Genomic DNA, 25,257 nt, shown 5'->3' with positions numbered 1-25,257 from the left:
TTAGAACGCAAAAAGATGATATATGTTACAATATTGAGCTAAAAAAGCCTCATATGAGGCTTTTAGTGATTTTAAATTAAGTTTATTTTTATTCTGACCAGAAGTGAATAGTTCTTTTATTGTTCTTAACATTTTCTCGCATATTAATGTTTGGGTTTTCTTTAACGATTTTTAATATGTCTTTATAAGACACCTCTTTTTTATTGTAAAAGTATGTTATCTCACTCTTTTTAATTGATTTCAAGTATTCATACGCTGATCTTGGTGATTTAGGTGTTTTAACAGATTTAATCTCTTTTAAGTTTTTAGGAGGTTTAGTAGAGTTAGGTGCTTTTTCTGGAGCTGGTGGTGGTGGCGGAGGAGGTGGAAGGTTAGGGAATGGTTCAGCCGATTTTTTCTGCGCTTCCGACATAAGGTTATATATGCGTTTATATGTATTGATTTCCTTTTGTTTTAAAATAGGAAATGTTACGTCTTGATTTTTTTTCTGTGCAATTAAAGCGGCATTTATTGGTTTTGCCCAAGCATTATACTGTTCAATTTGCTTTCTCGTTACTGTTTCTTGATTATTAGTAGTAATATATGCTTCGGTACCATCTATTTCCATATTAGGAAAAGGATATTCCACAGACTGTTTTTTTTGTTTTGCAGACATCCTTTTGTAAATACCAGAGTATTTTATTAAGTCTTGTTCATTAATAGGTGGATACCATTTGGCATCAGCTGAAAGTTCTTTACTTTCGGCTTGAATTTTCTTTGCCCATATGTTGTAAGCCTGCATTTCTTTTTCACTTACATTTTGTTCATTGATTAAATAATCATCAACGATAATGTAGTTATTGGCATCATCACCACCTAATAAAATCTTTTCTAGAGTATTATCACCTAAAATAGTCATAATCTCATTGATAAAGCTCATTTGTATAGGTTGATATGCGTTAATTTTGAGTTCCGACTTTTTACCGTTGGTTGACTTAATGAAGTCTGATTTTAAAGTTTCTAATGAAGTTTCTTGTCCATTTAATAATAATTTATCGGGGTCATTTTTAATTTCTAATACCGGGATAGAGTTTGAAGTTTTGGTAATTGACGCGTCAACACCTAATACAGTTTTTTTGAAATATATGGTCTTTTTGTGCAGTTCGTTCAATGCATCTAAAAATTCTGCGGAACTGTTTTCATGTTGTAAGTTAGGCTCAGTACTTTCATAATCCCTCTGTGACCAATTTTCTGTGATCTTGTTAAAGTCACTTACATAAGTTTCAAGACTAGACTTTTTTCCATCAATATAAAGGATGTCATTTTTTACAATAATATCGATTGTATTAAATGTTTTTTTTGAGGTTCTAAATGTCTTCAGATTCGTCATGCCAAGTTGGTTAATGCCTTGAACTTTATTTCTCGGTAATGTAAAGGCTAAATCTATCCATGCCGTGCCTTTAAGACCTTCAAGAACAATTTCATTGTTTTCTGTACTGATTGTGAAGGCAAATCGATCAGAATCTATAGTACTTCCTTCTGAGAATCCAAAGTCGTTAATGATGTACGGCTTAGTACTAGGTTCAAGTGTTAAGTGACCCCATTGACAACCCTTTTCACATTTTAATTCTATTGTATTGCCATTTCTTTCAACTGAAACCAAAAATTGGTTGAGATTCTCAATTGATGACTTGGTGATATCATTTTTTTCATTAGGTAATTCTACATACTTTCTATCAGAGAAGCTGTAGAAAAGAATTGCAAGTATGGGTAGCAATAACAATGTACTAGTCCAAATTTTAGTTTTTGATGTTTGTGTTTTCATAACTGTAAATCGTTTTTTGATTGATGAATAATTGATGGCACTTGCCAATTGATGATTTTGTGTGCTTGATGAAAATTGTAATAATATATGTTGATAGTTTTTGGTGTCAACCCCATTATTTAATACCGCGTGATCAGCAAGGAATTCGTGATTTAATTTTACATGATGTTTTAGAATATAAACTAATGGATGAAACCAAAAGATGATTTGCAATACCTCTAATAACAGTATATCGATACTATGAAGCTGTTTTGCATGTGTCTTTTCGTGTAATAATACTTCTTTTGGAATAGCATTGTTATTAAACTTTTCCTTATTTAAAAAGATATATTTAAAAAACGAATGCGGAGTACGGTAAGAACTTAATAACACATAAATAAATGAGTTTTTTTCAAGCGTTTCATTTTTAATTATAGTTCTAAATAATCGTATAATATTGGTGATAAAGCGAATTGTAAAAAGCAATACACCAATACCGTAAACTGACCAAAGTAAAGTTGGTAGATAGTTTTCAGGTTCTTCAATAATTGTTGTTGGTGTTGTAAAATTTGTAAGTACAGGCGATGCATTTGTACTATTTACAGGAACTTCAATTACTGGCTCTATATAAAATGTAATAGATAGCAACGGAATTATAATGGAAGCCATGAATGCACCTAATAGATAAAACCGTTTAAATTGATGTATTTTTTGTTTTTCCAACAGAAGAATATAAACTAACCAAAATACCAATAGACAAGCCGAAAATTTTAATAAATACATTTCCATAATTACTTGTTTTTAATTTCTTGATCAATAATAGATTTTAACTCTTCTAATTCTTCTTTAGTTAAGTCTGTTTTCCTCGTGAAGAAAGATGCAAATTGGGAAGCACTATCATTAAAGAAGGTTTTTATAATGCCATTTACATGCTTAGAGAAGTAATCTTCCTTTTTAACTAACGGAAAGTACTCTCTAGATTTTCCGTAAGTTTTGTAATCCACAAAACCTTTACCTATCATTCTCTTCAAAAGTGTTGCTATGGTTGTTGTAGCAGGTTTAGGTTCTGGATAACTTTCTAAAAGGTCTTTCATAAAAGCCTTTTCTAGTTTCCATAGGTATTGCATTAATTGTTCTTCGGTTTTAGACAGTTGCATATTCTACAATTTTAGAATTAACTCTACAAATGTAGAATAATAATTTTAATTCTACAAGTGTAGAGTTGAATTTTATAGAAATAAAAAAATCCGTTCAGAAAAAACGGATTAGATTTTATTTTGATAACTCGGTAAAGTATTTGTAAAACCATGGTATGGTTTCTATACCTTTTAAGTAGTTCCAAATGCCGAAATGTTCATTTGGTGAATGTATAGCATCACTGTCTAGACCAAATCCCATGAGAATTGTTTTGCTCTCTAACTCTTTTTCAAATAATGAGACAATAGGAATACTTCCGCCACTGCGCTGAGGAATTGGTGTTTTACCAAAAGTCTGCTCATATGCTTTTGAAGCAGCTTTATAACCCAAATTATCTATTGGTGTAACATAACCTTGCCCACCATGATGAGGTGTAACCTTTACTCTTACACCTTTTGGTGCGATATTTTCAAAATGAGTTTTAAAGAGGTTAGTAATCTCTTCCCAATCTTGGTGTGGTACTAATCGCATAGAAATTTTAGCATAAGCTTTACTCGCAATTACTGTTTTAGCACCTTCACCTGTGTAGCCACCCCAAATGCCATTGACATCGAGTGTCGGACGAATAGAATTACGCTCGTTAGTTGTGTAACCTTCTTCACCATACACAGCATCAATATCTAATGCTTTTTTATAATCTTCTAATGAAAATGGTGCTTTTGCCATTTCTGCACGTTCAGCGTCAGATAGGTTTTCAACCTTATCATAAAAACCAGGAATTGTAATATGATTATTTTCGTCATGAAGTGAGGCGATCATTTTAGTCAGCACATTAATAGGATTAGCTACTGCACCACCATAAAGTCCAGAATGTAAATCTCTATTTGGGCCAGTAACTTCAACTTCCACATAACTCAACCCTCTAAGTCCTGTTGTAATTGAAGGTACATCTTTAGCAATCATTCCTGTATCAGAAATAAGTATGACATCATTTTTGAGCTTCTCTTTATTATTGGCTACAAATATTCCTAAATTTTCACTTCCAACTTCTTCTTCACCTTCAATCATGAATTTAACATTACACGGCAATTCATTATTTCGTGTCATAAATTCTAATGCCTTCACATGCATATACATTTGTCCTTTGTCATCACAAGCACCTCTAGCAAAAATAGCGCCTTCAGGATGTAACTCTGTATTTTGAATTACGGGTTCAAAAGGTGGTGAATTCCATAAATCTAATGGGTCTGGTGGTTGTACATCATAATGACCATAAACCAACACTGTAGGTAAGTATTTATCAATTATCTTTTCGCCATAAACTATAGGATAACCATCAGTTTCGCAGATTTCAACATGATCACAACCGGCATCAAGAAGACTTGATTTAATCGCTTCTGCGGTGTTCAGCACATCATTTTTATACGCAGAATCCGCACTTATGGAAGGTATTTTCAGTAATTCTATAAGCTCATCTATAAATCGTTGTTTATGATCTTGGATATAGGAATTTATTTTTTGCATGATTTAAAGTATTCTTTCTAACAAAAATAAGAAAAACTGAGCCGAATATTTCTTGTGATAATGGTGTTTGATTATTCAAACTATTGTTTATATTTGCATCCCAATAATTACATTGGGACATTTTGCGGGCGTGGTGGAATTGGTAGACACGCTAGACTTAGGATCTAGTGCCGCGAGGTGTGGGAGTTCGAGTCTCCCCGCCCGCACAAAATGATTGAAACGTTTCTCATAGAGGGAAACGTTTTTTGGTTTATAAGTATACAATACTACTTATCTATAAATAAAAAAGCTTCTCAAATCTGAGAAGCTTTTTTAATTGAAACTAATTATAATTAAAATAAAAGTCCGCTAAACTGAGCGCAGTCTTTTAATATTAATATTTTGATTTAGAGCTTGACTAACTTAGTTGTTTCAGTTTGTTTATTAGCATTTTCTACTTTGACAATGTACATACCAGTATTTAAATTTGATATATCAAAATTATCAGATTGCGTAAAATCACCTTTAAAAGATTTTACAAGTTTACCTGTAAGACTATATATTTCTATATTAGAAACATTGGCATTTACATTAAATGCTGTACTAGTTGGATTTGGAAACACTTTAAATCCTATTAAATCTTCATTTTGAATACTTAATGTCGAAGGTTGATTCCCTAAGATTCTAAATTGACCTGCAGGAATAGATATTGTAGCAGTGTTATTAGAAATTGTAGTATTACCAGTTGGATCCATAAGATCATACCAAGTAGATGTTACACCACTAGGGAAGTTGGTATTTACAGTTTGATTGACTACATCAAAATTTGCAAGAATAATAACATTTCTTAATTCTGACGATGGAATATTAGTGTCAAAAATATCTATTCTAGGAGTAAAGCTTCCAGAAGTTATAGAATAGTCACCTTCAAATACAGCTTCATCAATTTTTAGTTGATGTAATCTTGCCCAATCAGCATAGACTTCGCTTCTAACAGCATCATTTAACCAATCATTAACCCATTGTGGCTGTGGTTTGGTATCTAACTTACAATCACCATTACCATCACCATCACCAGGAAAGTTTGTTGTGCCATTAGAGCAGGTGAATATAGAATTTTCCATACCTAAATCTCCAAAGTGCCAAATCATTTTAGGTCCAGGAACCATTACAGAAACTGCTGCTAAAGCAGACATTCTAGAAAGTGCGACATTTAAATTTTGAACGTTATGACTTGAATTACTTGTGTTACCAAACGCTAAGTTCTTATACATTAAACGTTCTTCGTCATGACTTTCAGGGTACCCTAATAAGCGAGGTTCTGTAAATCCACGACTCAAATGTCCCATGCGGTCAAAGTTTTTATTACCGTTCTGACCCATTGTTAACTCGTTGTATTGATCTGTCATTTTACCCCACATCATTATACCGTGGCCGTCATTTAATCTATAATTAGCCCATTGCTGTTCTTCACCATCTTGCCCAAGGTGCTCAAAAATTGTATAATGCGTATTATCAAGAGACCAAGCATAATCAGCATATTCTCTTAAGACATCAATACGATCTTGGTGATAGCCATTAGTACAGCTTTCTTGAGTTGGTCCAGGAGGACAGTTTTGTGTAAAACCTTTGGTTAAATCCCAACGGAAACCATCTATTTTAAAGTCTTCTACCCAATGCTTAATCACACGCTTAACGTAATTACGTACTCTAGGAGCTTGATGATTATAATCATATCCTACATTATAACTATGTCTAGCTTCTGTATTAAAATATGGGTTTACTGAGGTTGGATCTCCAAAACCATTATTATCTGGATCACTCATCCACATTCTTACCATTGGTGAACGACCAAATGCATGATTTAATACTAAGTCTAGAATTACCGCTATACCATTCTGATGACAGGTGTCAATAAATTCTCTTAGTTTATCTTCAGTACCATAGTACTTGTCTAAAGCCATGTGATGACTCGTATTGTAGCCCCAACTTTCATTGCCTTCAAACTCCATTACTGGCATTAAATGAATAGCATTGATATTTAAGTTTTTGAAATAATCTATTTTATCAATGAGGTCTTGATAATTTCTATCAGCATCAAAATCTCTAACTAAAACTTCGTAAATAATTAGATCTTCTTTTTTAGGTTTGTTGAAGTTCTGAACTTGCCAATTGTATGGAGTTTGCCCAGTTTGTAATAAAGTTACTTCGAAACCTTTCGCTTCTTGAGGAAACGTAGGAAGGTTAGGATAACTAGAAGCTGGAATCCAAGGATCATCAAATTCAGAAAGTATCAATGTTGAATAAGGATCAGAAACATAAACAATTTCAGGTGAATTTGCGGCAGGTGTTTTATCACCAACCCAATACTCATATGTTTCTAATTGCCCAGGAGTCAAGCCAGTAAGTTCTAACCAAAAAACATTTCTAGAGAAGTCTTGCTTCATTGCATATGTGGTATCTGGTTGATAGTTGTTAAAGCTACCTGCTACGTAAACAAAATCTTTACCAGTTGCATATAAAACTAAAATAGCTGTATTGTCGTCGATATAATTAATACCTTCATCATAGTCTTGAGACATGAATCCAATGTTTTGCCCTGGGTCTACGATAACACTAAAAGAACGTGTAATTGTTGTGCCATTTAAAACTGCAGTAAGTTCATATGACGTATTCACGGTAATATTAGTATCTGTAAATGAATAAGAGTCAGTACCAGTTTGAGTATTAATTACTGAACCATTGGCACTTAATGAATAATTTGCATTACCTCCAATATTAGAAGCTGTAATTGCTAAATCATCACCAGAGTTGATGATAGAGGTAGTTTCCGTAGGCGACGACAGAGAAACTTGGAACGAACCAACATCAAAGAAAAAATCTTGACATCCACTAGCTTTGAGTTCTTGAGAACCATCTTCATTTCTAAAAACCATTCCCATTCGAATAACTCCTGCAGCTTGAGCAGGTGTTAATCCATAATAAGTTTCAGGAACCAATGTGATGCTCCAAATACCACCACCTTGATTGGTCATTTCACCAACACCATCATCTTGTCCCCAGTTACCAATAACATATGTCCAAGGGTTGGCTCCACCTACACCAGAGTGTAAATATACCTTTGATGGGTTGCTAAAGCCATTACAATCAGTATCAGAACTATTTGTGTTTAGAGTGATCGTAATAGATTCATCTACTTCAAAAGGATTTGGTGATATAGTAACCTGACCAAATGAAATTAAGGAAACAAGTAAACAAAAAGAAAGTAAAGTTTTTTTCATAGCTTTTGAATTTTAAAAAAGGCTGGACAAACCAATATCCAGCCTTTCACTAATTATAAATTCTTCTTATTGAATTTTATTTAATGAATAAGAGTTGTCAGCAAGATTCATAGTTATTCTATATAAACCTGCAGTTACCGCAATGTTGTCACCGCCATCATCTAATATGCCATCAGCACCTGTATCACCGAAGTTAGTTCCCCAATCTTCACTTGCTCTAAACTTAATTTCACCGTCAAGAAGTGTTACAACTTCAGCAACATAAACATCAGGGTTAACCTGTGTAAAGCTAAAATCTGGTGTAGCACCCCAATCATTGTATCCAGAACCAACTATTCCCCAAACGTCTCCACTTTCGATAGTATAGGCATTATTGTTTAAATCTAGAGTAATGTTATAGAAGCCTGCAGTAACAGCAATGTTATCTCCACCATCTTCTAGTGTTCCATCAGCACCTGTGTCACCAAAGTTTAATCCCCAATCGTTATTAAAACGGAATTTAATCTCTCCATCTATTAATTTTACACCAACTTTAAAAGTATCAGTAGTGTAATCGTAGTAGAATTTTGCATCTGGTGTAGCACCCCAATCATTAAATCCAGAACCAACTATTCCCCAAGTAAATGGCTCTATTAAGTAAGTACTATCATTAAAATTTAAAGTGATTTTGTAAGCACCGGCAGTAACAGCAATGTTATCACCACCATCAACTAAAGTTCCACCAGAACCACCAAAGTTAGTTCCCCAGTCGTTATTAGCTCTGAACTTAATTTCACCATCAATAAGATTAGCATAAGCTACAAAAACGTTATCCTCTGCAGTTGTGTAGAACACACCGTCAAGGCCAGCTCCTCCCCAGTCGTTATAACCAGAACCAACAATACCCCATTCAGAAGGCATGATAGTAGAACCACCTCCACCAGAAGTTTCAAGTAACTCAACGTTAAGTCCTTGTACTGATGAATAAGAAGGTAAACCGTTATCTCCAATTACAGCCATTAATCTAAAGTATAATACACCAGTATTACTTCCATCGCTATAATCTAAACCTGCTGCTGTAGCAAGGTTGATCATTTGACCAACTGTTACAGGAATTTCATTTGCTGCAGGGTTAGTTACGTTACTACCTAAGTCATAAAGGTTGTCACCAGCAACATAATCAGAAAAATCTTCTAAAGTTGCCCCTTGTAAATAATAAGTAACGTTTGTTGGCACATCAAAGTTAGCATCATCCCAAGTAAAACGCTCTGCAAGGTTACTTGATATAGATGGATTAAGTAAGTAATTTTCTAGAAATGAAGTATTAAACTCAATTTCTTCAGCTTCACTTGCGACGAATTCTAATTCGTCCTCTTCACACGCCGTGAAACCTATCACAGCAATAAAAGTTAATAATATAAATTTTAATCGTTTCATCATTGTTTATTTAATATAATTAGAATCCTGTATTTTGAGTTAAGTTAGGGTTTGCCTGTATTGCAGTTGCTGGAATAGGGAATACTCTATAGTGATCTGGTATTGATGCACCAGCAGCAGTACCACCTTTCCAAGGCCAGATGTAACTTCCACCTGTAAATTTACCATGACGGATTAAGTCTGTACGTCTATGACCTTCAAGATTTAATTCTCTTCCTCTTTCATCAATGATGAAGTCTAAAGTAAGGTCTGTCATTGATATAGCAGCGGCACTAGATCTTGTTCTCACTTGATTAACAAGGCTAAGTGCATCGGCCATTGATGTGTTAGCAGCTCCTCTAATTGCTAATTCAGCATACATTAAGTAAGCATCTGCTAGTCTATAGAACGGGAAGTCCGTTGCAGAAAACTCTACAGCATTACCAGAACCATCAGAGAAAGTATTTCTAAATTTAATCGATGGGAAACCATCAGTCCATTCTCTATAGTCATTCATTTCAAAGTTATGACCTTGAGTCCAGAACAAACTTGCTCTTACATCAGTTGAATTTTCTAAGGCAGCAGCACTATCACCAAATAGACCGTACCAACCTTTAGATGCTCTGTGACCTGTCCAACCACCTGTTGCGCCAAATTGCGCTATTGGCATTGTGTTAACACTTAAACTACCATTTACTATATATGTAGTGTTACCGTAGCTTTGACTAGTCACAGACTCAGCTAATAAAGGGAAAATAATCTCAGAAGACGTGTTGTTGTCAGCAGAGAAATTTTTAACAAAATTAGGCTCTAATGAATAACCACCTTCGTTAATTACTTTATTTACATAAGTCGCAGCATCATCCCATCTAGCAGAACCTGTGTAAATTTCTGCATTCATATATAATTTAGCTAAAAGCATATCAACTACATATCTGTTAGCTCTACCATAACTAGACGTTTCTCTAATTACTGGTTCAATAGCCAATAACTCTGACTCAACGTAATCAAAAAGTTCTTGTCTAGTCGCTTCAGGTAATGGTTCAGACTGACCTAGGTTTCCTTCAGTTGCTAAAACTCCTTTTCCAAATACGTCTATAATATTATAGTAAGCAAGTGCTCTTAAGAAACGTGTTTCTGCTACAATATTTTCTTCATCTGGGAAATCGTCAATTTGCAATACATTTAAGAAGTTATTACACTGTGGAATTGTGTAATAAGCTCTATCATAAAATAATCTAAAGAACTTATTGTTTCTATCCCACATAGATGTAGTGGTTAACTGATCTAAACCATCATCACCCCATCTATTCTTCATTCCATCTGCAGTAAAATCTTGCAAGTTAATGATCGCTCTTAAAAAAGCTCCTTCACCAGCATCAGGACTTACAATGTCCGAGCTACCTGGCCCACTTGGTCCAGATAAAGCATACGATGCATACAATCTAGATACTAATCCTTCCACAGCATTAGGATCCTCAGCTAATAATTCTTCTAATGTAAGTTCTACTATAGGTTCAGTGTTTAAATCATCTGTACAAGATGATGTAATCCCTAGAAAAACTACACTAATTAAAATTAAAATTCTTTTTTTCATAATTCTTTTTTTTAAAAATCAATATTTACACCAAAAGTATATACTGTTGGTCTAGGGTAAAAATTTCTATCAATACCACCAAAATTCTCTGGGTCTTCTCCAGTATAATCAGTTATAATAAACGGGTTTGTTACCGCAGCATATAACCTCATAGATCCGTCTTTTATTAAATCTGAGAATCTGTATCCAAGAGCAATGTTATCACATCTTAGGAAAGTAGCATCCTCTAGATAGTAATCTGAAAATTGAATGTTACCATTTACATTAGAGATAGCGTCGTTTGCAGAACCATCGTAGAAGTTTAAAACATTTGTTAAGTTGTTTTGACTTGAGAATGCTGCACTATCAGTCCAACCATACTCTAATTGAGAGAAGTTGTATACATTTCCACCAATCTGACCTCTAAAGCTTGAACTTAGATCCCAGTTCTTATAATTTACATTAAAGTTAAATCCATATGTCCAGTTAGGAGCTATTTGAGCATAATAACGATCTTCGTCTGTAATTTGATTGTCACCGTTTAAGTCTACAAAAGCATTCTGAATTGGGTCACCATTCTCATCATAAACTTGTTTAAATACGTATGCACTACCTGCTTGTTGTCCAACAGCATGACGCAGTAAATCTGCACCAGTACCTCTAAGTGTACCACCAGCGTTAATATCATTTAAACCGTTAAGGTTGGTCACCTCTGTATTGTTATATGATAAGTTACCACCTATGTTAATTCTTAAATTATCATTATTTACAGGTTGTAAGTTTAAGTTTAATTCAAAACCTTCACTCTCAGTTTCTCCAATATTATCGATAAAAGCATTTGTAAGTGCTTGTCCTGGAGGAACTGGTGCTTGTGCTAATAAATCTCTTGTATTTCTTTTATAAACATCAAAGGAACCGGATAATAGACCATTACTGAAGAATGCAAAATCTAGACCTACGTTGTAAGTTGTTGTTTTTTCCCATGTTAAATTTGGATTAAATGGTTCAGCAGAATATAGTGATGAGTTTGGTAAATATCTACTGTTTGCATCACCTGCTAAGAATAAAGGTATAGAGGGATAGAAACCTACTACACCTGTAATGTCTTGCTGACCTGTTTCACCCCAACTTAATCTTAATTTTAATGCACTCACAAAATCAGAATTTTCTAAGAAAGACTCTTCGTCTATTTGCCATGCTAAGGCAGCTGCTGGGAAATAACCCCAACGGTTATCCTCTGTAAATAGAGAAGAGGCATCAGCTCTAACTGAGGCTGTTAATAAGAATCTATCTAATACGCTAATATTTGCTCTTGCAAAGTACGATTGAAGATTTAATACATTATAATATCTGAAATTTGGGTTATCTGGATTAAAAATAGCTTCCCTACGACCAGTAGTTGGGTTGTATTGGAAACGGTCTTGATGTCCGTCATTCTTAAAGTTTTGGTATGAATGACCAACTTGTACGTCATAGCTATCAACAAACTTATCAGTTAATTCTTTTCTGTATTGTAAGAATGCATCAAACGTAGTATTGGTAATGTGTTGGAATTCTCTAAAGTTAATTCCTGGATTGAATATTCCATTACCACTGTTATTGTCTAATCGGTAAGTTTCGAAAGAATTGTTAGCAAAACGCTCTTCAATCCTAGATCCTGAAGCATCAATACCAAAATTCACTACAGCTCTAAGTTCCGATAAAATTTCGTAATCAAACTCAATGTTACCTAAAAATCTGTATACATTTTCAGGACGTTCTCTCTGCTCTAACCGTGCTAGAGGATTCGCTTGAAAAATACCAAAGTTTCCAGGAGGATTTAGTGTTAAGTAGTAACCATCAAAAATATTACTATCTGAATTGTCAAAAACTGGTTTAGTAGGGTCAAAAGTCAACGCTTCTCTAATTGCACCACCTGCATCAACAGCATTTTTAAATGCAAAAATACTCTTAGCATTAATATCTATCTTAAGTTTATCGTTAAGTAATTTAGGTGTTAACTTGGTTGACATAGTCAATCTTTCGTAATCATCATTTTTAACAACACCTTCAGCAAATGTGTAACCAACTGATCCTCTAAAAGGTATCTTATCAAATAAACTTGCTCTTGCGCTAAAGTTCATATTGAAAGTATTAGCAGTTCTTGTAATTGCATCTCTCCAATTTGTATTGTAAATATTTTGACCATTTAATGTCTGAATTACATTTTCAGAAGTAGCTACTGAACCTTGAGCAACCCCTAATTGCCCAACTCTGTCTGGATGATATTCTTGAATGAAACGTGTGAATTCTTCACCGTTCATTACGTCAATACCATCACCAAGAGTTGTGAAAGAGTAATCTGTAGAAAAGTTATATCTCGGCTTCCCAGAAGTACCTTTTTTGGTTGTAATGATAATTACACCATTTGATGCTCTAGAACCATAAATCGCAGTCGCAGATGCATCTTTTAGGATTGAGAAACTCTCGATATCATTTGGGTTAACAAGTGTTAGTGGATTGCTAACACCAGCTGGATTGTCATTACCAATTGGTACACCATCAATTACAATTAATGGATTGTTTTGAGCATTAAGTGATGAACCACCACGAATTCTAATGTTTGGTGTAGCATCCGGAGAACCACCAGCATTGGTTATTCTTACACCAGCAGCTTTACCATTAAGTAATTGGTCTGTACTTACAATTGCTCCTTGGTTAAAGTCTTTGGACGATACAACATCAACAGATCCTGTAGCATCCTTTTTTGTAGTGGCACCATAACCAATTAAGACAACTTCGTCTAATTGAGCGGCATCTTCCTCTAAGGATACATCTACAGTAGATTGTCCGTCAAAAACAATCTCTTGTGTTTTGTAACCTACGTAAGATACTACTATGGTCTCACCTTGATTAACTTCAATAGAGTACTTACCATCAAAATCGGTAGATGCTCCTCTAGTTGTTCCCTTAATCAGGATATTTACTCCTGGTAAAGGCATAGCATCGGCTTTATCTGTTACAGTACCTGTGACGGTTGATTGAGCCATCAGTGTTGTGGGTACTAATAATAAACAGAATAATAAAGCATTCAATAATGTTTTCATAGAATGAATTTAAGTTATTTGCTTAGTTAATTAGATTTATATTTTCACTTCTTCGGGTTAAATCTATGTAAAATTAATGTGTTTTGAATGTTACAGAACATGATATATATCACGAAAACGTTTTCGTGTTAAAAACTTTCCTCATATTAAGGAGTGGGATAGAAATTTACTTAAAAAATAAGTATTTGTCAATTATAGCATGTTAAAATTACGTGGTCAATAATTCAGTGAAAATTATTTTTTCGTTTATATTCGCTTTTTAGGTTCCTTATGTTAAGTAATAATGAAGAGAAAAATTACCCTTAAACAGATTGCGAAAGAATTAGATGTATCAATTTCTACAGTATCAAAAGCACTGAGAAATAGTGTTGAGATTAGTGAAGATACAAAGCAAAAAGTACAGGCTTTTGCAAAACTGTATAACTACAGGCCAAATAACATTGCATTAAGCCTAAAAAATAGAAAGACCAATACCATAGGTATTATTATTCCTGAAATTGTACATCACTTTTTCTCTAAGGTAATTAGAGGAGTTGAATTGGTGGCAAATAAGCGCGGTTATAATGTGATTATTGGTTTGTCAAATGAGTCCTTTTCAAAGGAAGTGATAAATATGGAAATGCTTGCGAATGGAAGTATAGATGGTTTTATACTATCTATTTCAAAAGAAACTCAGCAGATGCAAGATTATCACCATTTTAATGAAACGATGAGTCAAGGTATGCCGATAGTTATGTTTGATAGAGTTGTGTCAGATATTAAGTGTGACAAGGTAATTGTTGACGATTTTAATGGTGCAAAAAAAGCTGTTGAAAAACTCATTCAAAATAATTGTAAATCCATAGCTTTAATCACTACTAAAGACTATGTGAGTGTTGGTAAACTAAGAACTCAAGGTTATATTGAAGCACTTGAAGATCATAAAATAATGCCGCAATCTAGTTTAATGTTAAAAATAGATGATCAGTTAGATTCTGAGGAACACCTAGATGCTTTAGAAGCTGAAATTGAGCAATTGTTTAAATCAAATAAGGAAATTGATGGCGTATTTGCAGTAAATGAGCTTTACGCATTATCTGCTATGAAGGTAGCGAGAAAACTCGGTTTAGACATTCCTAATGATGTGCAGGTTATTGGTTTTACAGATGGTGTGTTGTCGAAGCATGCAACACCTAGTTTAACCACTGTAAGTCAACATGCACAGCATATGGGTGAACGTGCTGCAGACTTATTAATCGATAAGTTAGAGCGCGAATATGATGTCGAAGAAGAAGAGTTTCAAACTGTAATAATTGCTACAGATTTAGTCGAACGCGAATCAACCAATTAGACATTTAACATTGCCATTTTAAAATATTGTCTATCTTTGTAAAGATAAATCAAGACTTATATTTTCACTTCTCACAATAAGTTTTGATAAGTAATGCTTATCAGAATAGTATTAATTAAATCATACTATTTCATGAAAAAGCGTATTCTCGGTTTTTGGGAAATTTGGAACATGAGTTTCGGTTTCTTAGGAATTCAATTTGGTTTTGCTTTACAGGGTGGCTTTATGTCACGAATATTTCAGACCCTTGGGGCTAATGAGCATGACATACCAATATTGTGGATTGCAGCACCCCTAACAGGATTGTTAGTGCAGCCCATAATTGGTTACATGAGTGATCGAACATGGAGTCCCAAATGGGGAAGGAGAAGACCGTATTTTTTAGTCGGAGCAATTCTGAGCTCCATAGCGTTGTTTTTTGTTCCTTATTCGCCTGCTTTATGGGTTGCTGCTGGATTTTTATGGGTGCTAGATGCGTCTATAAATATTTCAATGGAGCCTTTTAGGGCTTTAGTTGCAGATAAGTTAGTAGAATCTCAAAGGACTTATGGTTTTGTGATGCAAACATTAATTATTGGTATAGGTACTTGGGTTGCAAGTAATTTACCTTGGATGGTTTCTCAATTTGGTGTAAGCGATTCTGCAGATGTTGGTGTAGTTCCAGATTCTGTTAAAGTAGCTTTTGCAATAGGCGCTTTTGTCTTTTTAATTAGTATTCTATACACTGTGTTTACAACTTCTGAATATCCTCCGGAAGATATGGAGGAATTTGAAAGAGAGAAAAAGCAGAAAAGTAGTTTTGTTTCTGATATTGTAAACAACATTGGAAATATGCCTAAGACAATGAAGAAGTTAGGCGTAATCCAGTTTTTTAGTTGGTTTGCTTTCTTTACAATGTGGAGTTTAGCTAATCCGGCCTTAACAGAACATGTCTTTGATACTCCCGCACCAATTGAAGCTAATTATAATATGTCTATACCGGCTGATAAAGAGGCGTTTGATGTTGCTAATACTTCATTTCAAAAATCTTCCAATCTAGTTGGTTCAGCAATGGGCGTTTATGGTTTGTCTTCAATGGCATTTGCTTTGTTGTTGGTGTTTTATACTTCAAAGAGAAATATAAACCGTAAGTATGTTCACATGATGTCATTGTTTATTGGTGGAACAGGCTTTTTATTAATGAATATAGTAAGTCCAGAGCAACTAAAATATTGCTTTATTTTAATTGGTATTGCTTGGGGAAGTATTCTTTCAATGCCTTATGCTATGCTATCTAGTTCTGTTGATCCTAAAAAAATGGGAATGTTTATGGGTATATTTAATATGTTCATAGTTATACCGCAAGTAATAGCTGCACTTGGCGGTATTAATGCAATTTCTAGTTTATTGGGCGATAAGGCTATCAATGCAATGACGGTTGCTGGAATTAGTCTTGTTTTAGCAGGATTGTCAAATTTACTTATAACAAATAAAGCAGCAATCTCATACCAAGGTGAAACTGTAATTGCAGATGAATAAAAAAGGATTCATATTCGATTTAGATGGTGTAATAGTTGATACAGCTAAATACCATTTCTTAGCATGGAAAAATCTTGCAAATAGTATTGGTATAGATTTTACACACGAGCAAAACGAACAACTCAAAGGTGTTAGTCGTATAAAGTCTTTAGAGAAAATTTTAGCATGGGGAAATAAAACAATTTCAGATACTGAATTTCAACAATTGATGCACGATAAGAATGAAGATTATCTTCAGTACATCAATAAAATGGATGCTTCGGAGATTTTACCAGACGTATCTCGTGTGCTTGATTTTTTAATTGAAGGCAATCAAGCTATCGCATTAGGTTCTGCAAGTAAAAATGCAAGACCAATTCTTGAGAAAGTCGATTTACTATCAAAGTTTGAAGAAATAGTAGATGGTAATGATGTTACTAAAGCAAAACCAGACCCAGAAGTATTCTTAATTGGCGCAAAACTTTTAAATATCAATCCAGAAGATTGTATTGTATTTGAAGATTCAGTTGCAGGTATTGAAGCCGCAAATGTTGCAAATATGATTTCAATCGGTATAGGTAGTAAAAATGTTCTAGGACACGCTAATCATGTGTTTAAGGACTTCACAGAAATCTCAAATGAATTTTTACAATCATTAATTGACAAATAAAACCTACAACTAAATCAAAGTATAAATGAACTTAGATTATATCAAACCCAATGAATGGTCTATTATTGAAGAAGGCTTCAATGCAGATCACGTAGAAGCGTCTGAAAGTATTTTTAGCATAGGAAATGGAGCAATGGGTCAACGTGCTAATTTTGAAGAGCACTATTCCGGTAAAACATTTCAAGGAAGCTATATTGCGGGTGTATACTATCCTGACAAAACCAGAGTTGGTTGGTGGAAAAATGGATACCCTGAATATTTTGCGAAGGTATTAAATGCACCAAGTTGGATAGGTATTGATGTTAATATTAATGGTGAGCAATTAGACCTACTATCTTGTGCGAAAGTTGAAAACTTCAAGAGAGAACTCAACATGAAAGAAGGTTGGTTATCTAGAAGTTTTAAAGCAACACTTCAAAATGGTAATGAAGTATTAATTGCAACTAAGCGTTTTCTGAGTTTAGATATTGATGAAGTAGGAGCTATTGAGTATTCAATTAAACCTTTAAACGAAAATGCACAACTTGTCATAACACCTTATATAGACGCTGGTATTACAAACGAAGATAGTAATTGGGATGACCAATTTTGGAATATCTCAAATCTAACTGTTGAAAATAATCAAGCATTTATTGAAGCACAAACGATGAAAACAGATTTTCATACCTGTACGTTTATGCAGTCAGAATGTCTTGTAGATGGTCAAAATGTTGGTCTACAGCCACAAACAGTTAAAACTGATAATAAAATCAGTTTTATCTATAAAATATCAATCAATAAAGAAGAAACTTTTACCATCAACAAATATGGTGGTTATACTGTAGATAGAAATCATGACAAAAACGGTTTAGTTGCAGCAGCAAAATCTGCATTAGATAACGCTGTTAGCACTGGTTTTTCAGCCTTATTGGATGCTCAAAAACAAGCTTGGGCTAAGATTTGGGAAATGGCAGATATCACGATAGATGGTGATATAAAGGCCCAGCAAGGTATTCGTTTTAATATTTTCCATTTAAATCAAACCTATCTTGGTACTGATGCTAAATTGAATATTGGACCTAAAGGATTCACTGGCGAAAAGTATGGTGGTAGTACCTATTGGGATACAGAAGCCTATTGTATTCCATTTTATATGGCTACAAAAGACCAAAGTGTTGCCAGAAACTTATTGACTTATAGATACAAGCATTTAGATAAAGCTATTGAAAATGCTGAAAAATTAGGATTTACTAAAGGTGCAGCTTTGTATCCAATGGTAACCATGAATGGTGAAGAATGCCATAATGAGTGGGAAATTACTTTTGAAGAAATCCATAGAAATGGAGCTATTGCTTTTGCCATTTTTAACTACCATCGTTATACAGGCGATTACAGCTATATTCCAGAAATGGGACTTGAAGTACTTATCGGTATTGCACGTTTCTGGCATCAAAGAGCAACGTTCTCAACAGATAAAGATAAGTATGTAATTCTTGGTGTTACAGGACCAAACGAGTACGAAAATAACATCAACAACAACTGGTATACCAACTATATTGCAAAGTGGTGTATAGATTATGCGGTTGAAAATATAGATAAAATTGAAGCTGAATTCGCTACGGATTATACACGTATAATGAATAAAGTAAGACTTTCTAAGTCTGAAGTTGCTGAATGGAAAAAGGTTGCAGACAACATGTTCTTCCCATATTCAGAAAAGCATAATGTATACTTACAGCAAGACGGTTTCTTAGATAAAGAATTAATTACGGTTGCAGATTTAGACCAAACGCAACGACCAATTAATCAACATTGGTCTTGGGATAGAATTTTGCGTTCACCATACATTAAGCAAGCAGACACACTTCAAGGTTTTTATTTCTTCGAAGACCATTTTACGACCAAAGAGTTAGAACGTCATTTTGACTTCTATGAGCCATTTACAGTTCACGAAAGTTCGTTATCACCATGTGTGCATAGTATTCAAGCTGCTAAATTAGATAGAATGGAGCAAGCCTATACTTTCTATTTAAGAACATCGCGTTTAGACTTAGATGATTACAACCACGAAGTTCATGAAGGATTACATATTACGTCGATGGCTGGTACCTGGATGAGTATCGTTGAAGGTTTTGGGGGCATGCGTGTTGTTAATGGAAAATTATCTTTTGAACCTAAAATTCCAGGGCAATGGGAAGGTTATTCTTTTAAAGTTAATTTCAGACACCAAATATTAAAAGTTAATATTGGTAAGGATAAGACTGATTTTGAATTAGAAGGTGATAAAGAACTTGATATATTAGTGAATTCGCTTCCAGTAACCATAAAGCCTAACAGCTTGGTTACTGTATAAATAAAATTATTAAAGGCCTGCTGCAAAATTGCAGCAGGCTTTTTTAAATCCTTACATATGAAAAAACTAACCCACCAATTCGTATTCCTTTTTGCGATTTGCTGTTTGTTTTCTTGTAAAACAGAGAAAACTACAGAACCAGAGCAAAAGGCAGAGCATTCAGAAGTGACAAATACATCTCTTAATAGAGTTGAGCCACCAAATTGGTGGATTGGTATGAGAGGTCCACAAGTTCAATTACTAGTGCATCATCCAAGTATAGGTAACTATACACCTTCAATAACTTACAAAGGAGTGTCACTAGATAAAGTGCATAAAGCAGAGAAAAGTGAAAACTATTTGTTTTTAGATATTACAGTTTTAGATGCAGCTACTGAAGGAAAGTTTGATATCACCTTTAAAAATGATAAAGGCGAAGAACTAACGCATACTTATGAGTTAAAATCTAGAGAGAAATCAGATGAAGAGTTTGTAGGTTTTAATAGTTCAGACGCTATTTATTTAATCACGCCAGACCGTTTTGCGAATGCAAATCCAGAAAATGATTCTGTTGAAGGTTTGAATGAACAAGGTATTAACAGAACAGATGGTTATGCAAGACATGGTGGAGATATTGAAGGAATTACAAATAATTTAGATTACATCAAAGATTTAGGATTTACAACAGTTTGGCCTTGTCCAATGTTAACTAACGATATGCCACAAGGTTCTTATCATGGTTATGCTCAAACTGATTACTATCAAGTTGATCCTCGTTTTGGAACCTTACAAGAATACAGAAAACTAGCAGATGAGCTTAGAGCTAGAGATATGAAATTAGTTATGGACCAAGTGGCGAATCACTGTGGTTTAGAGCATTGGTGGATGAAAGATTTACCATTTAGCGATTGGGTAAATTACCAAGAACATTATGAAGCTAATATAGATACTTGGAATAGTGACATTGTAAAAAGGTCATCTCATAGACGTACATCTAACCAAGATGCTTATGCTTCTACTATTGATAAAAAAGAAATGACAGATGGTTGGTTTGTTGCTGGAATGCCTGACCTTAATCAGCGCAACCCATTTATGGCTACATACATTATTCAAAATAGTATTTGGTGGATTGAAACTTTAGGACTTGGCGGCATTCGTCAAGATACATATCCGTATCCAGATAAAGATTTTATGAGTGATTGGGCTGGTACAATTATGGCTGAATATCCAAATTTCAATATTGTAGGAGAAGAATGGTCAACAAATCCCTTGCTAATAGCCTATTGGCAAGATGGTCATGAAAACCCTGATGGTTACGATTCTAATTTACGTTCTACTATGGATTTCGCTATGCAAGAACGTGTTGTTGCAGGTCTTAAAAATGAAGAAACTTGGGGAACAGGTCTTAAAGAATTATATGTAGCGTTAGCTAATGATTTTATTTACACTCGACCAGAAGATGTATTAGTGTTTCCAGATAATCATGACATGAGTCGCATTTTCACTCAAATGGATGGGGACATTACCAATACTAAAATGGCATTGAGTTATTATGCGGTGTTGCCAAGATCGTTCCAAATGTATTATGGAACCGAGATTTTAATGGACGACTTTGCCAAACCTGGTGACCATGGTTTAATACGTACTGATTTTCCTGGTGGTTGGCAAGGAGATACAACAAATGCATTTACTGGTGAAAACCTAGACGATAAAAAGAAAGACATGCAGTCCTTTGTCACTAAGTTAATGAACTATAGAAAGGGAAGTAAAGCCATTCATAATGGTAAGACTTTACATTATGCACCTAAAGACAATACATATTTATTAGCAAGATATAATGATGAAGAAACTGTAGTTCATATTTTGAATAAGAACGAAGCATCTTTTGATTTACAATTAGACCGTTTTGAAGAACTAAATTTAAAAGGCAAGACGTTAAAGAATATCATTTCAGGTGAAACATTTGTTTGGTCAGATGTTTTAAAGTTAGATAGTAAAGGCACTTATATATTCACCACAAAGATGTAATAATGAAAAAAATAATAGTTCTCATAACATGCTGCGTTGTAATCTATTCATGTAAAAATGAAGAAAAACAAAATCCAGTAGCTAAAGAAGAAGTGAAAAGTGATATGGCATATAATATTAAACACCTCAAGGAAGCTAAACTTTTTGCAGGTAAATTAATGCGAATTGATAGTTTTCCTTCAGATTATATTACACCAAGACCTGTAGATGTTTGGTTGCCAAAAGACTATTCAGAAGACAAAAAGTATGCTGTATTATACATGCACGATGGTCAAATGCTATTTGATAGTACTACCACATGGAATAAACAAGAATGGAAAGTAGATGAATGGGCAACCGAGCTAATGGATGCTGATGAAACTAAAGATTTTATCGTAGTCGCTATTCATAACATTCAACAAGAGCGTTGGCAAGATTTATTTCCACAAAAATCTTTTGATTATTTAGAGAAAGAGGTTCAAGATTCGTTGACAGATATTGCAGGACAGAAGAATATAAAATTAAATGGTGATAACTATTTAAAACACCTTGTTAAAGAGGTAAAACCAATGATAGATAGGCACTATGCTGTGCATACAGATAAGGCCAATACGTTTGTGATGGGTTCAAGTATGGGCGGATTAATGTCTATGTATGCCATCTCGGAATATCCAGATGTTTTCGCTGGTGCAGGTTGTCTTTCTACACATTGGGTTGGTGCAAGTCCAGTAGATAATAATCCGCATCCTAAGGCAATTTTCGATTATATGAAAGACCATTTCCCAAAAGCAGGAAGTCACAAAGTATATTTTGATTATGGTAATCTCACTTTAGATGCTCATTATCCACAATTTGCACCAAGTGTAGATGAGATTTTACAAGAAAAAGGTTATGGTTTAATGGATTCTAGAAATCTATTTTTTGAAGGTACAGACCATTCAGAAAACTCATGGAATGAACGTTTAGATGTCCCATTGATTTTTTTATTGGGTAATAAGAGATAAGAGTAGTAGTATAATAATCGATGCGAAGCATCGATACTATTTAAATGAAGAATGATAAAATCAAATCGTGAATAATTTAGGAAACCTTGGACTGAATTTAGATTTTATTTTATGGTTTTCAATATGCGAAAAGATATTGAAAAATTCCTCATTTTAATTTGACTTTTTTGGTTCGTTTTTGTGTCAAGACAAAAATGAATGAACATAAATTAAAAGATGAAAAAAATACCATTTATAATAACAGCATTATTGCTCAGCATTTTTGTTTCGGCGCAAAATCCAAACCGTATTTATGAATCTCATAGAGAAGAAAATGGGATGTTTACAGTAACTACGAATGATGGAGTTTATCAGTTTCAATTTTATGATTCTGAAATATTAGAAACTACATTTATTCCTAAAGGAGAAAGTTTGAGTTCAGAATCTCACGCTGTAATTATGAAGCCGAAAAAGGTTGAAACAACATACAGTTATGTAGGCAATGATATTACTTATGGTAGTGAAGGCATTTCGGTAACCATTACAACTAGTCCTTTTAAAATAAGCTATACTTATGATGGAGACGAGATAACTTCAGAAAAGAGAGGTTATTTTAAATCTGCGCATGTACTAATGGATTTGGTAAAGGGTAATATCGTAGCAGATGAAACTGAAAAAATAGAATTCAATCTTACTGAAGACGAAGTCCTTTTTGGTGCAGGTGCAAGAGCGCTAGATATGAATAGACGAGGACACAGATTGCCATTATTCAACAGAGCACATTATGGTTATCAAACAGATTCTAAACTAATGAATTACACAATGCCAATTGTGGTGTCATCAAATAAGTATATGATTCATTTTGATAATGCACCAATTGGGTATTTAGACTTTGATAGTAAAAAAGATAACACCTTAACTTACGAAACCATTTCTGGTCGTAAAACCTATCAAATTATTGTTGGTGAAACTTGGTATGATTTGGTTGAAAATTATACAGACTTAACAGGAAAACAACCAATGTTACCACGTTGGGCTTTAGGTAATTTTTCTAGCCGATTTGGGTATCACACACAAAAAGAAACTGTTGAAACCATTCAAAAATTTAAAGAAGATAGTATTGCTGTAGACGCCATTATTTTGGATTTGTATTGGTTTGGAAAAGAGATTCAAGGTACAATGGGAAACCTAGAGTTTTTAAAAGATTCGTTCCCAAACCCTAAGCAAATGATTAAGGATTTACGTAGTAATGATGTTGAAACCATTTTAATTACAGAACCTTTTATACTAACAACATCTAACCGTTGGAATGAAGCAGTTGCCGAAGATGTTTTAGCTAAAGATTCTATTGGTAAGCCTGCGACTTATGATTTCTATTTTGGGAATACAGGTATTGTAGATATCTATTCTGATAAAGGAAATTCGTGGTTTAAAAATATTTACAAAGGGTTATCTAATATTGGTGTTACAGGATTTTGGGGAGATTTAGGAGAGCCAGAAGTACATCCAGGTTGGGTACAACACGCAACAGGTTCTGCAGATGAAGTTCATAATACTTATGGTCACGATTGGGCAAAACTCGTTTATGAAGCTAGTATTGAAGCACAGCCTAACAAGCGTCCTTTTATTTTAATGCGAGCTGGTTACTCTGGTTCTCAACGCTATGGAATGATTCCTTGGACAGGTGATGTGAGTAGAAGTTGGGGAGGATTACAAGCACAACCAAAAATATCACTTCAAATGGGAATGCAAGGTGTTGCGTATATGCATTCAGATTTAGGTGGATTTGCTGGTGCTAATCTAGATGACGAGCTTTATGTACGTTGGTTACAGTATGGTGTGTTTCAACCTATTTACAGACCACACGCGCAAGAAGATGTAGCTAGCGAACCAGTATTTAGAAGTGATAAAGCAAAACGCTTAGCAAAATATGCTATTGAAATGCGCTACAGAATGCTGCCATACAATTACAATTTAATGGCACAAAACCATATGGAAGGTACACCATTGATGCGTCCATTGTTTTTTGAAGAATCTGACAACCCAGAGTTATTTGGTTATTCTGAAGCGTATTTATGGGGAAATGACATTTTAGTCTCACCTGTTTTAGAAGCTGGTAAGAAAACACAAGACGTGTATTTTCCAAAAGGGTCGTATTGGTTTAATATTGAAAACAACGAAGCTATTAAAGGCGGTCAAACAAAGACTGTTGAATTGTACGAAGCTTACATTCCAACATATATTAGAGCTGGAGCATTTATGCCGTTGGCGCAGTCTTCAATGCAATCCACTAAAGATTACGATCCTAATTACATGCAATTACAGTATTATAATCATGAAACTGTAATGGAGTCTGAACGCGAATTCTATTTTGATGATGGTGAAACATTGAATCCTATTGAAAAAGAACAATATCAAATTTTAGAATTTGAAGTTGAAAAAGGAAAACGGTGCATGGAAATTGAGTTTGAAGCAGAAACAGCTAAAAACTATAGAGCAGAAACAAAAACGATAGAGCTGACACTTCATAATATTCTAAAGGCACCAAAACGCATCAAGTTTGGCAAAGAGAAAATTGAAGGTAAGTATAACGAAAAGTACAAAACTTTAATGCTGAAGATAGTTTGGGATACTTCAGAAGAGAAAGAAATTAAAATAAAATTTAAAAAATAATCCAAAAATGAAATACTATAAATCA

14 protein-coding genes and 1 tRNA gene are annotated in these 25,257 nt (G+C 34.1%); 8 read left to right on the top strand and 7 right to left on the bottom strand.

Annotated elements, in window-relative coordinates:
• Positions 1 to 88: 88 nt before the first annotated feature.
• The 3 genes from HRU50_RS10070 to HRU50_RS10060 form a co-directional block, all read right to left on the bottom strand.
• A complete protein-coding gene (locus tag HRU50_RS10070) occupies positions 89 to 2,506 on the bottom strand; it encodes a M56 family metallopeptidase (protein ID WP_296350805.1) in 2,418 nt (805 codons plus the stop codon).
• A 68-nt stretch (positions 2,507 to 2,574) separates the two neighbouring features.
• Positions 2,575 to 2,940: a BlaI/MecI/CopY family transcriptional regulator gene (locus HRU50_RS10065; protein ID WP_296350803.1), complete on the bottom strand. Its 366-nt coding sequence runs from the start codon at positions 2,938 to 2,940 to the stop codon at positions 2,575 to 2,577.
• Positions 2,941 to 3,055: 115 nt separating this feature from the next.
• Entirely contained in the window at positions 3,056 to 4,444 is a 1,389-nt protein-coding gene (locus HRU50_RS10060; protein ID WP_296350801.1) for a dipeptidase, read from the bottom strand.
• A gap of 124 nt (positions 4,445 to 4,568) precedes the next feature.
• Here HRU50_RS10060 and HRU50_RS10055 point away from each other — a divergent pair.
• Positions 4,569 to 4,650, top strand: a tRNA-Leu gene (locus HRU50_RS10055).
• Positions 4,651 to 4,830: 180 nt separating this feature from the next.
• On the opposite strand, the gene HRU50_RS10050 is transcribed toward HRU50_RS10055, so the two are convergent.
• The 4 genes from HRU50_RS10050 to HRU50_RS10035 form a co-directional block, all read right to left on the bottom strand.
• Positions 4,831 to 7,704 (bottom strand): alpha-amylase family glycosyl hydrolase, encoded by a 2,874-nt coding sequence (locus HRU50_RS10050; RefSeq protein ID WP_296350797.1) that lies wholly within the window; start codon positions 7,702 to 7,704, stop codon positions 4,831 to 4,833.
• Positions 7,705 to 7,770: 66 nt separating this feature from the next.
• Positions 7,771 to 9,120, bottom strand: coding sequence for a SusE domain-containing protein (locus tag HRU50_RS10045; protein ID WP_296350795.1), 1,350 nt, complete (start codon positions 9,118 to 9,120; stop codon positions 7,771 to 7,773).
• A gap of 19 nt (positions 9,121 to 9,139) precedes the next feature.
• On the bottom strand, positions 9,140 to 10,696 hold the full coding sequence (locus HRU50_RS10040) for a RagB/SusD family nutrient uptake outer membrane protein (RefSeq protein ID WP_296350793.1): 1,557 nt from the start codon (positions 10,694 to 10,696) through the stop codon (positions 9,140 to 9,142).
• A gap of 11 nt (positions 10,697 to 10,707) precedes the next feature.
• Complete coding sequence (locus tag HRU50_RS10035) at positions 10,708 to 13,761, bottom strand: TonB-dependent receptor (protein WP_296350791.1); 3,054 nt, start codon at positions 13,759 to 13,761, stop codon at positions 10,708 to 10,710.
• 283 nt (positions 13,762 to 14,044) lie between these two features.
• Here HRU50_RS10035 and HRU50_RS10030 point away from each other — a divergent pair, with 283 nt between their 5' ends.
• From HRU50_RS10030 to HRU50_RS10000, 7 genes are all read left to right on the top strand, one after another.
• Entirely contained in the window at positions 14,045 to 15,091 is a 1,047-nt protein-coding gene (locus HRU50_RS10030) for a LacI family DNA-binding transcriptional regulator (protein WP_296350789.1), read from the top strand.
• Between the two features lie 132 nt (positions 15,092 to 15,223).
• Entirely contained in the window at positions 15,224 to 16,609 is a 1,386-nt protein-coding gene (locus tag HRU50_RS10025; protein ID WP_296350787.1) for an MFS transporter, read from the top strand.
• Positions 16,602 to 17,258 (top strand): beta-phosphoglucomutase, encoded by a 657-nt coding sequence (gene pgmB / locus HRU50_RS10020; RefSeq protein ID WP_296350785.1) that lies wholly within the window; start codon positions 16,602 to 16,604, stop codon positions 17,256 to 17,258. The genes HRU50_RS10025 and pgmB overlap by 8 nt, the downstream gene beginning before the upstream one ends.
• Before the next feature lie 25 nt (positions 17,259 to 17,283).
• Complete coding sequence (locus HRU50_RS10015) at positions 17,284 to 19,590, top strand: glycoside hydrolase family 65 protein (protein WP_296350783.1); 2,307 nt, start codon at positions 17,284 to 17,286, stop codon at positions 19,588 to 19,590.
• A 57-nt stretch (positions 19,591 to 19,647) separates the two neighbouring features.
• Positions 19,648 to 21,597, top strand: coding sequence for a glycoside hydrolase family 13 protein (locus HRU50_RS10010; protein WP_296350781.1), 1,950 nt, complete (start codon positions 19,648 to 19,650; stop codon positions 21,595 to 21,597).
• Between the two features lie 2 nt (positions 21,598 to 21,599).
• Positions 21,600 to 22,580, top strand: a complete 981-nt coding sequence (locus tag HRU50_RS10005) for an alpha/beta hydrolase-fold protein (RefSeq protein ID WP_296350779.1) — start codon at positions 21,600 to 21,602, stop codon at positions 22,578 to 22,580.
• Between the two features lie 216 nt (positions 22,581 to 22,796).
• Positions 22,797 to 25,232: a TIM-barrel domain-containing protein gene (locus HRU50_RS10000; protein WP_296350778.1), complete on the top strand. Its 2,436-nt coding sequence runs from the start codon at positions 22,797 to 22,799 to the stop codon at positions 25,230 to 25,232.
• Positions 25,233 to 25,257 lie beyond the last annotated feature (25 nt).

Origin of the sequence: Winogradskyella sp., assembly GCF_013213835.1 — a bacterium.
Taxonomy (GTDB): Bacteria; Bacteroidota; Bacteroidia; order Flavobacteriales; family Flavobacteriaceae; genus Winogradskyella.
Note: the sequence above shows the minus strand (reverse complement) of the source record. Positions and strands in the feature narration are given on the sequence as shown.

Excerpts from the sequence above, each read along its gene's own strand:
- HRU50_RS10040 (WP_296350793.1), bottom strand. The coding sequence starts at position 10,696 with ATGAAAAAAAGAATTTTAATTTTAATTAGTGTAGTTTTTCTAGGGATT.
- HRU50_RS10000 (WP_296350778.1), top strand. The coding sequence starts at position 22,797 with ATGAAAAAAATACCATTTATAATAACAGCATTATTGCTCAGCATTTTT.
- HRU50_RS10005 (WP_296350779.1), top strand. The coding sequence starts at position 21,600 with ATGAAAAAAATAATAGTTCTCATAACATGCTGCGTTGTAATCTATTCA.
- HRU50_RS10065 (WP_296350803.1), bottom strand. The coding sequence starts at position 2,940 with ATGCAACTGTCTAAAACCGAAGAACAATTAATGCAATACCTATGGAAA.
- pgmB (WP_296350785.1), top strand. The coding sequence starts at position 16,602 with ATGAATAAAAAAGGATTCATATTCGATTTAGATGGTGTAATAGTTGAT.
- HRU50_RS10030 (WP_296350789.1), top strand. The coding sequence starts at position 14,045 with ATGAAGAGAAAAATTACCCTTAAACAGATTGCGAAAGAATTAGATGTA.
- HRU50_RS10025 (WP_296350787.1), top strand. The coding sequence starts at position 15,224 with ATGAAAAAGCGTATTCTCGGTTTTTGGGAAATTTGGAACATGAGTTTC.
- HRU50_RS10015 (WP_296350783.1), top strand. The coding sequence starts at position 17,284 with ATGAACTTAGATTATATCAAACCCAATGAATGGTCTATTATTGAAGAA.
- HRU50_RS10060 (WP_296350801.1), bottom strand. The coding sequence starts at position 4,444 with ATGCAAAAAATAAATTCCTATATCCAAGATCATAAACAACGATTTATA.
- HRU50_RS10010 (WP_296350781.1), top strand. The coding sequence starts at position 19,648 with ATGAAAAAACTAACCCACCAATTCGTATTCCTTTTTGCGATTTGCTGT.
- HRU50_RS10035 (WP_296350791.1), bottom strand. The coding sequence starts at position 13,761 with ATGAAAACATTATTGAATGCTTTATTATTCTGTTTATTATTAGTACCC.
- HRU50_RS10045 (WP_296350795.1), bottom strand. The coding sequence starts at position 9,120 with ATGAAACGATTAAAATTTATATTATTAACTTTTATTGCTGTGATAGGT.
- HRU50_RS10050 (WP_296350797.1), bottom strand. The coding sequence starts at position 7,704 with ATGAAAAAAACTTTACTTTCTTTTTGTTTACTTGTTTCCTTAATTTCA.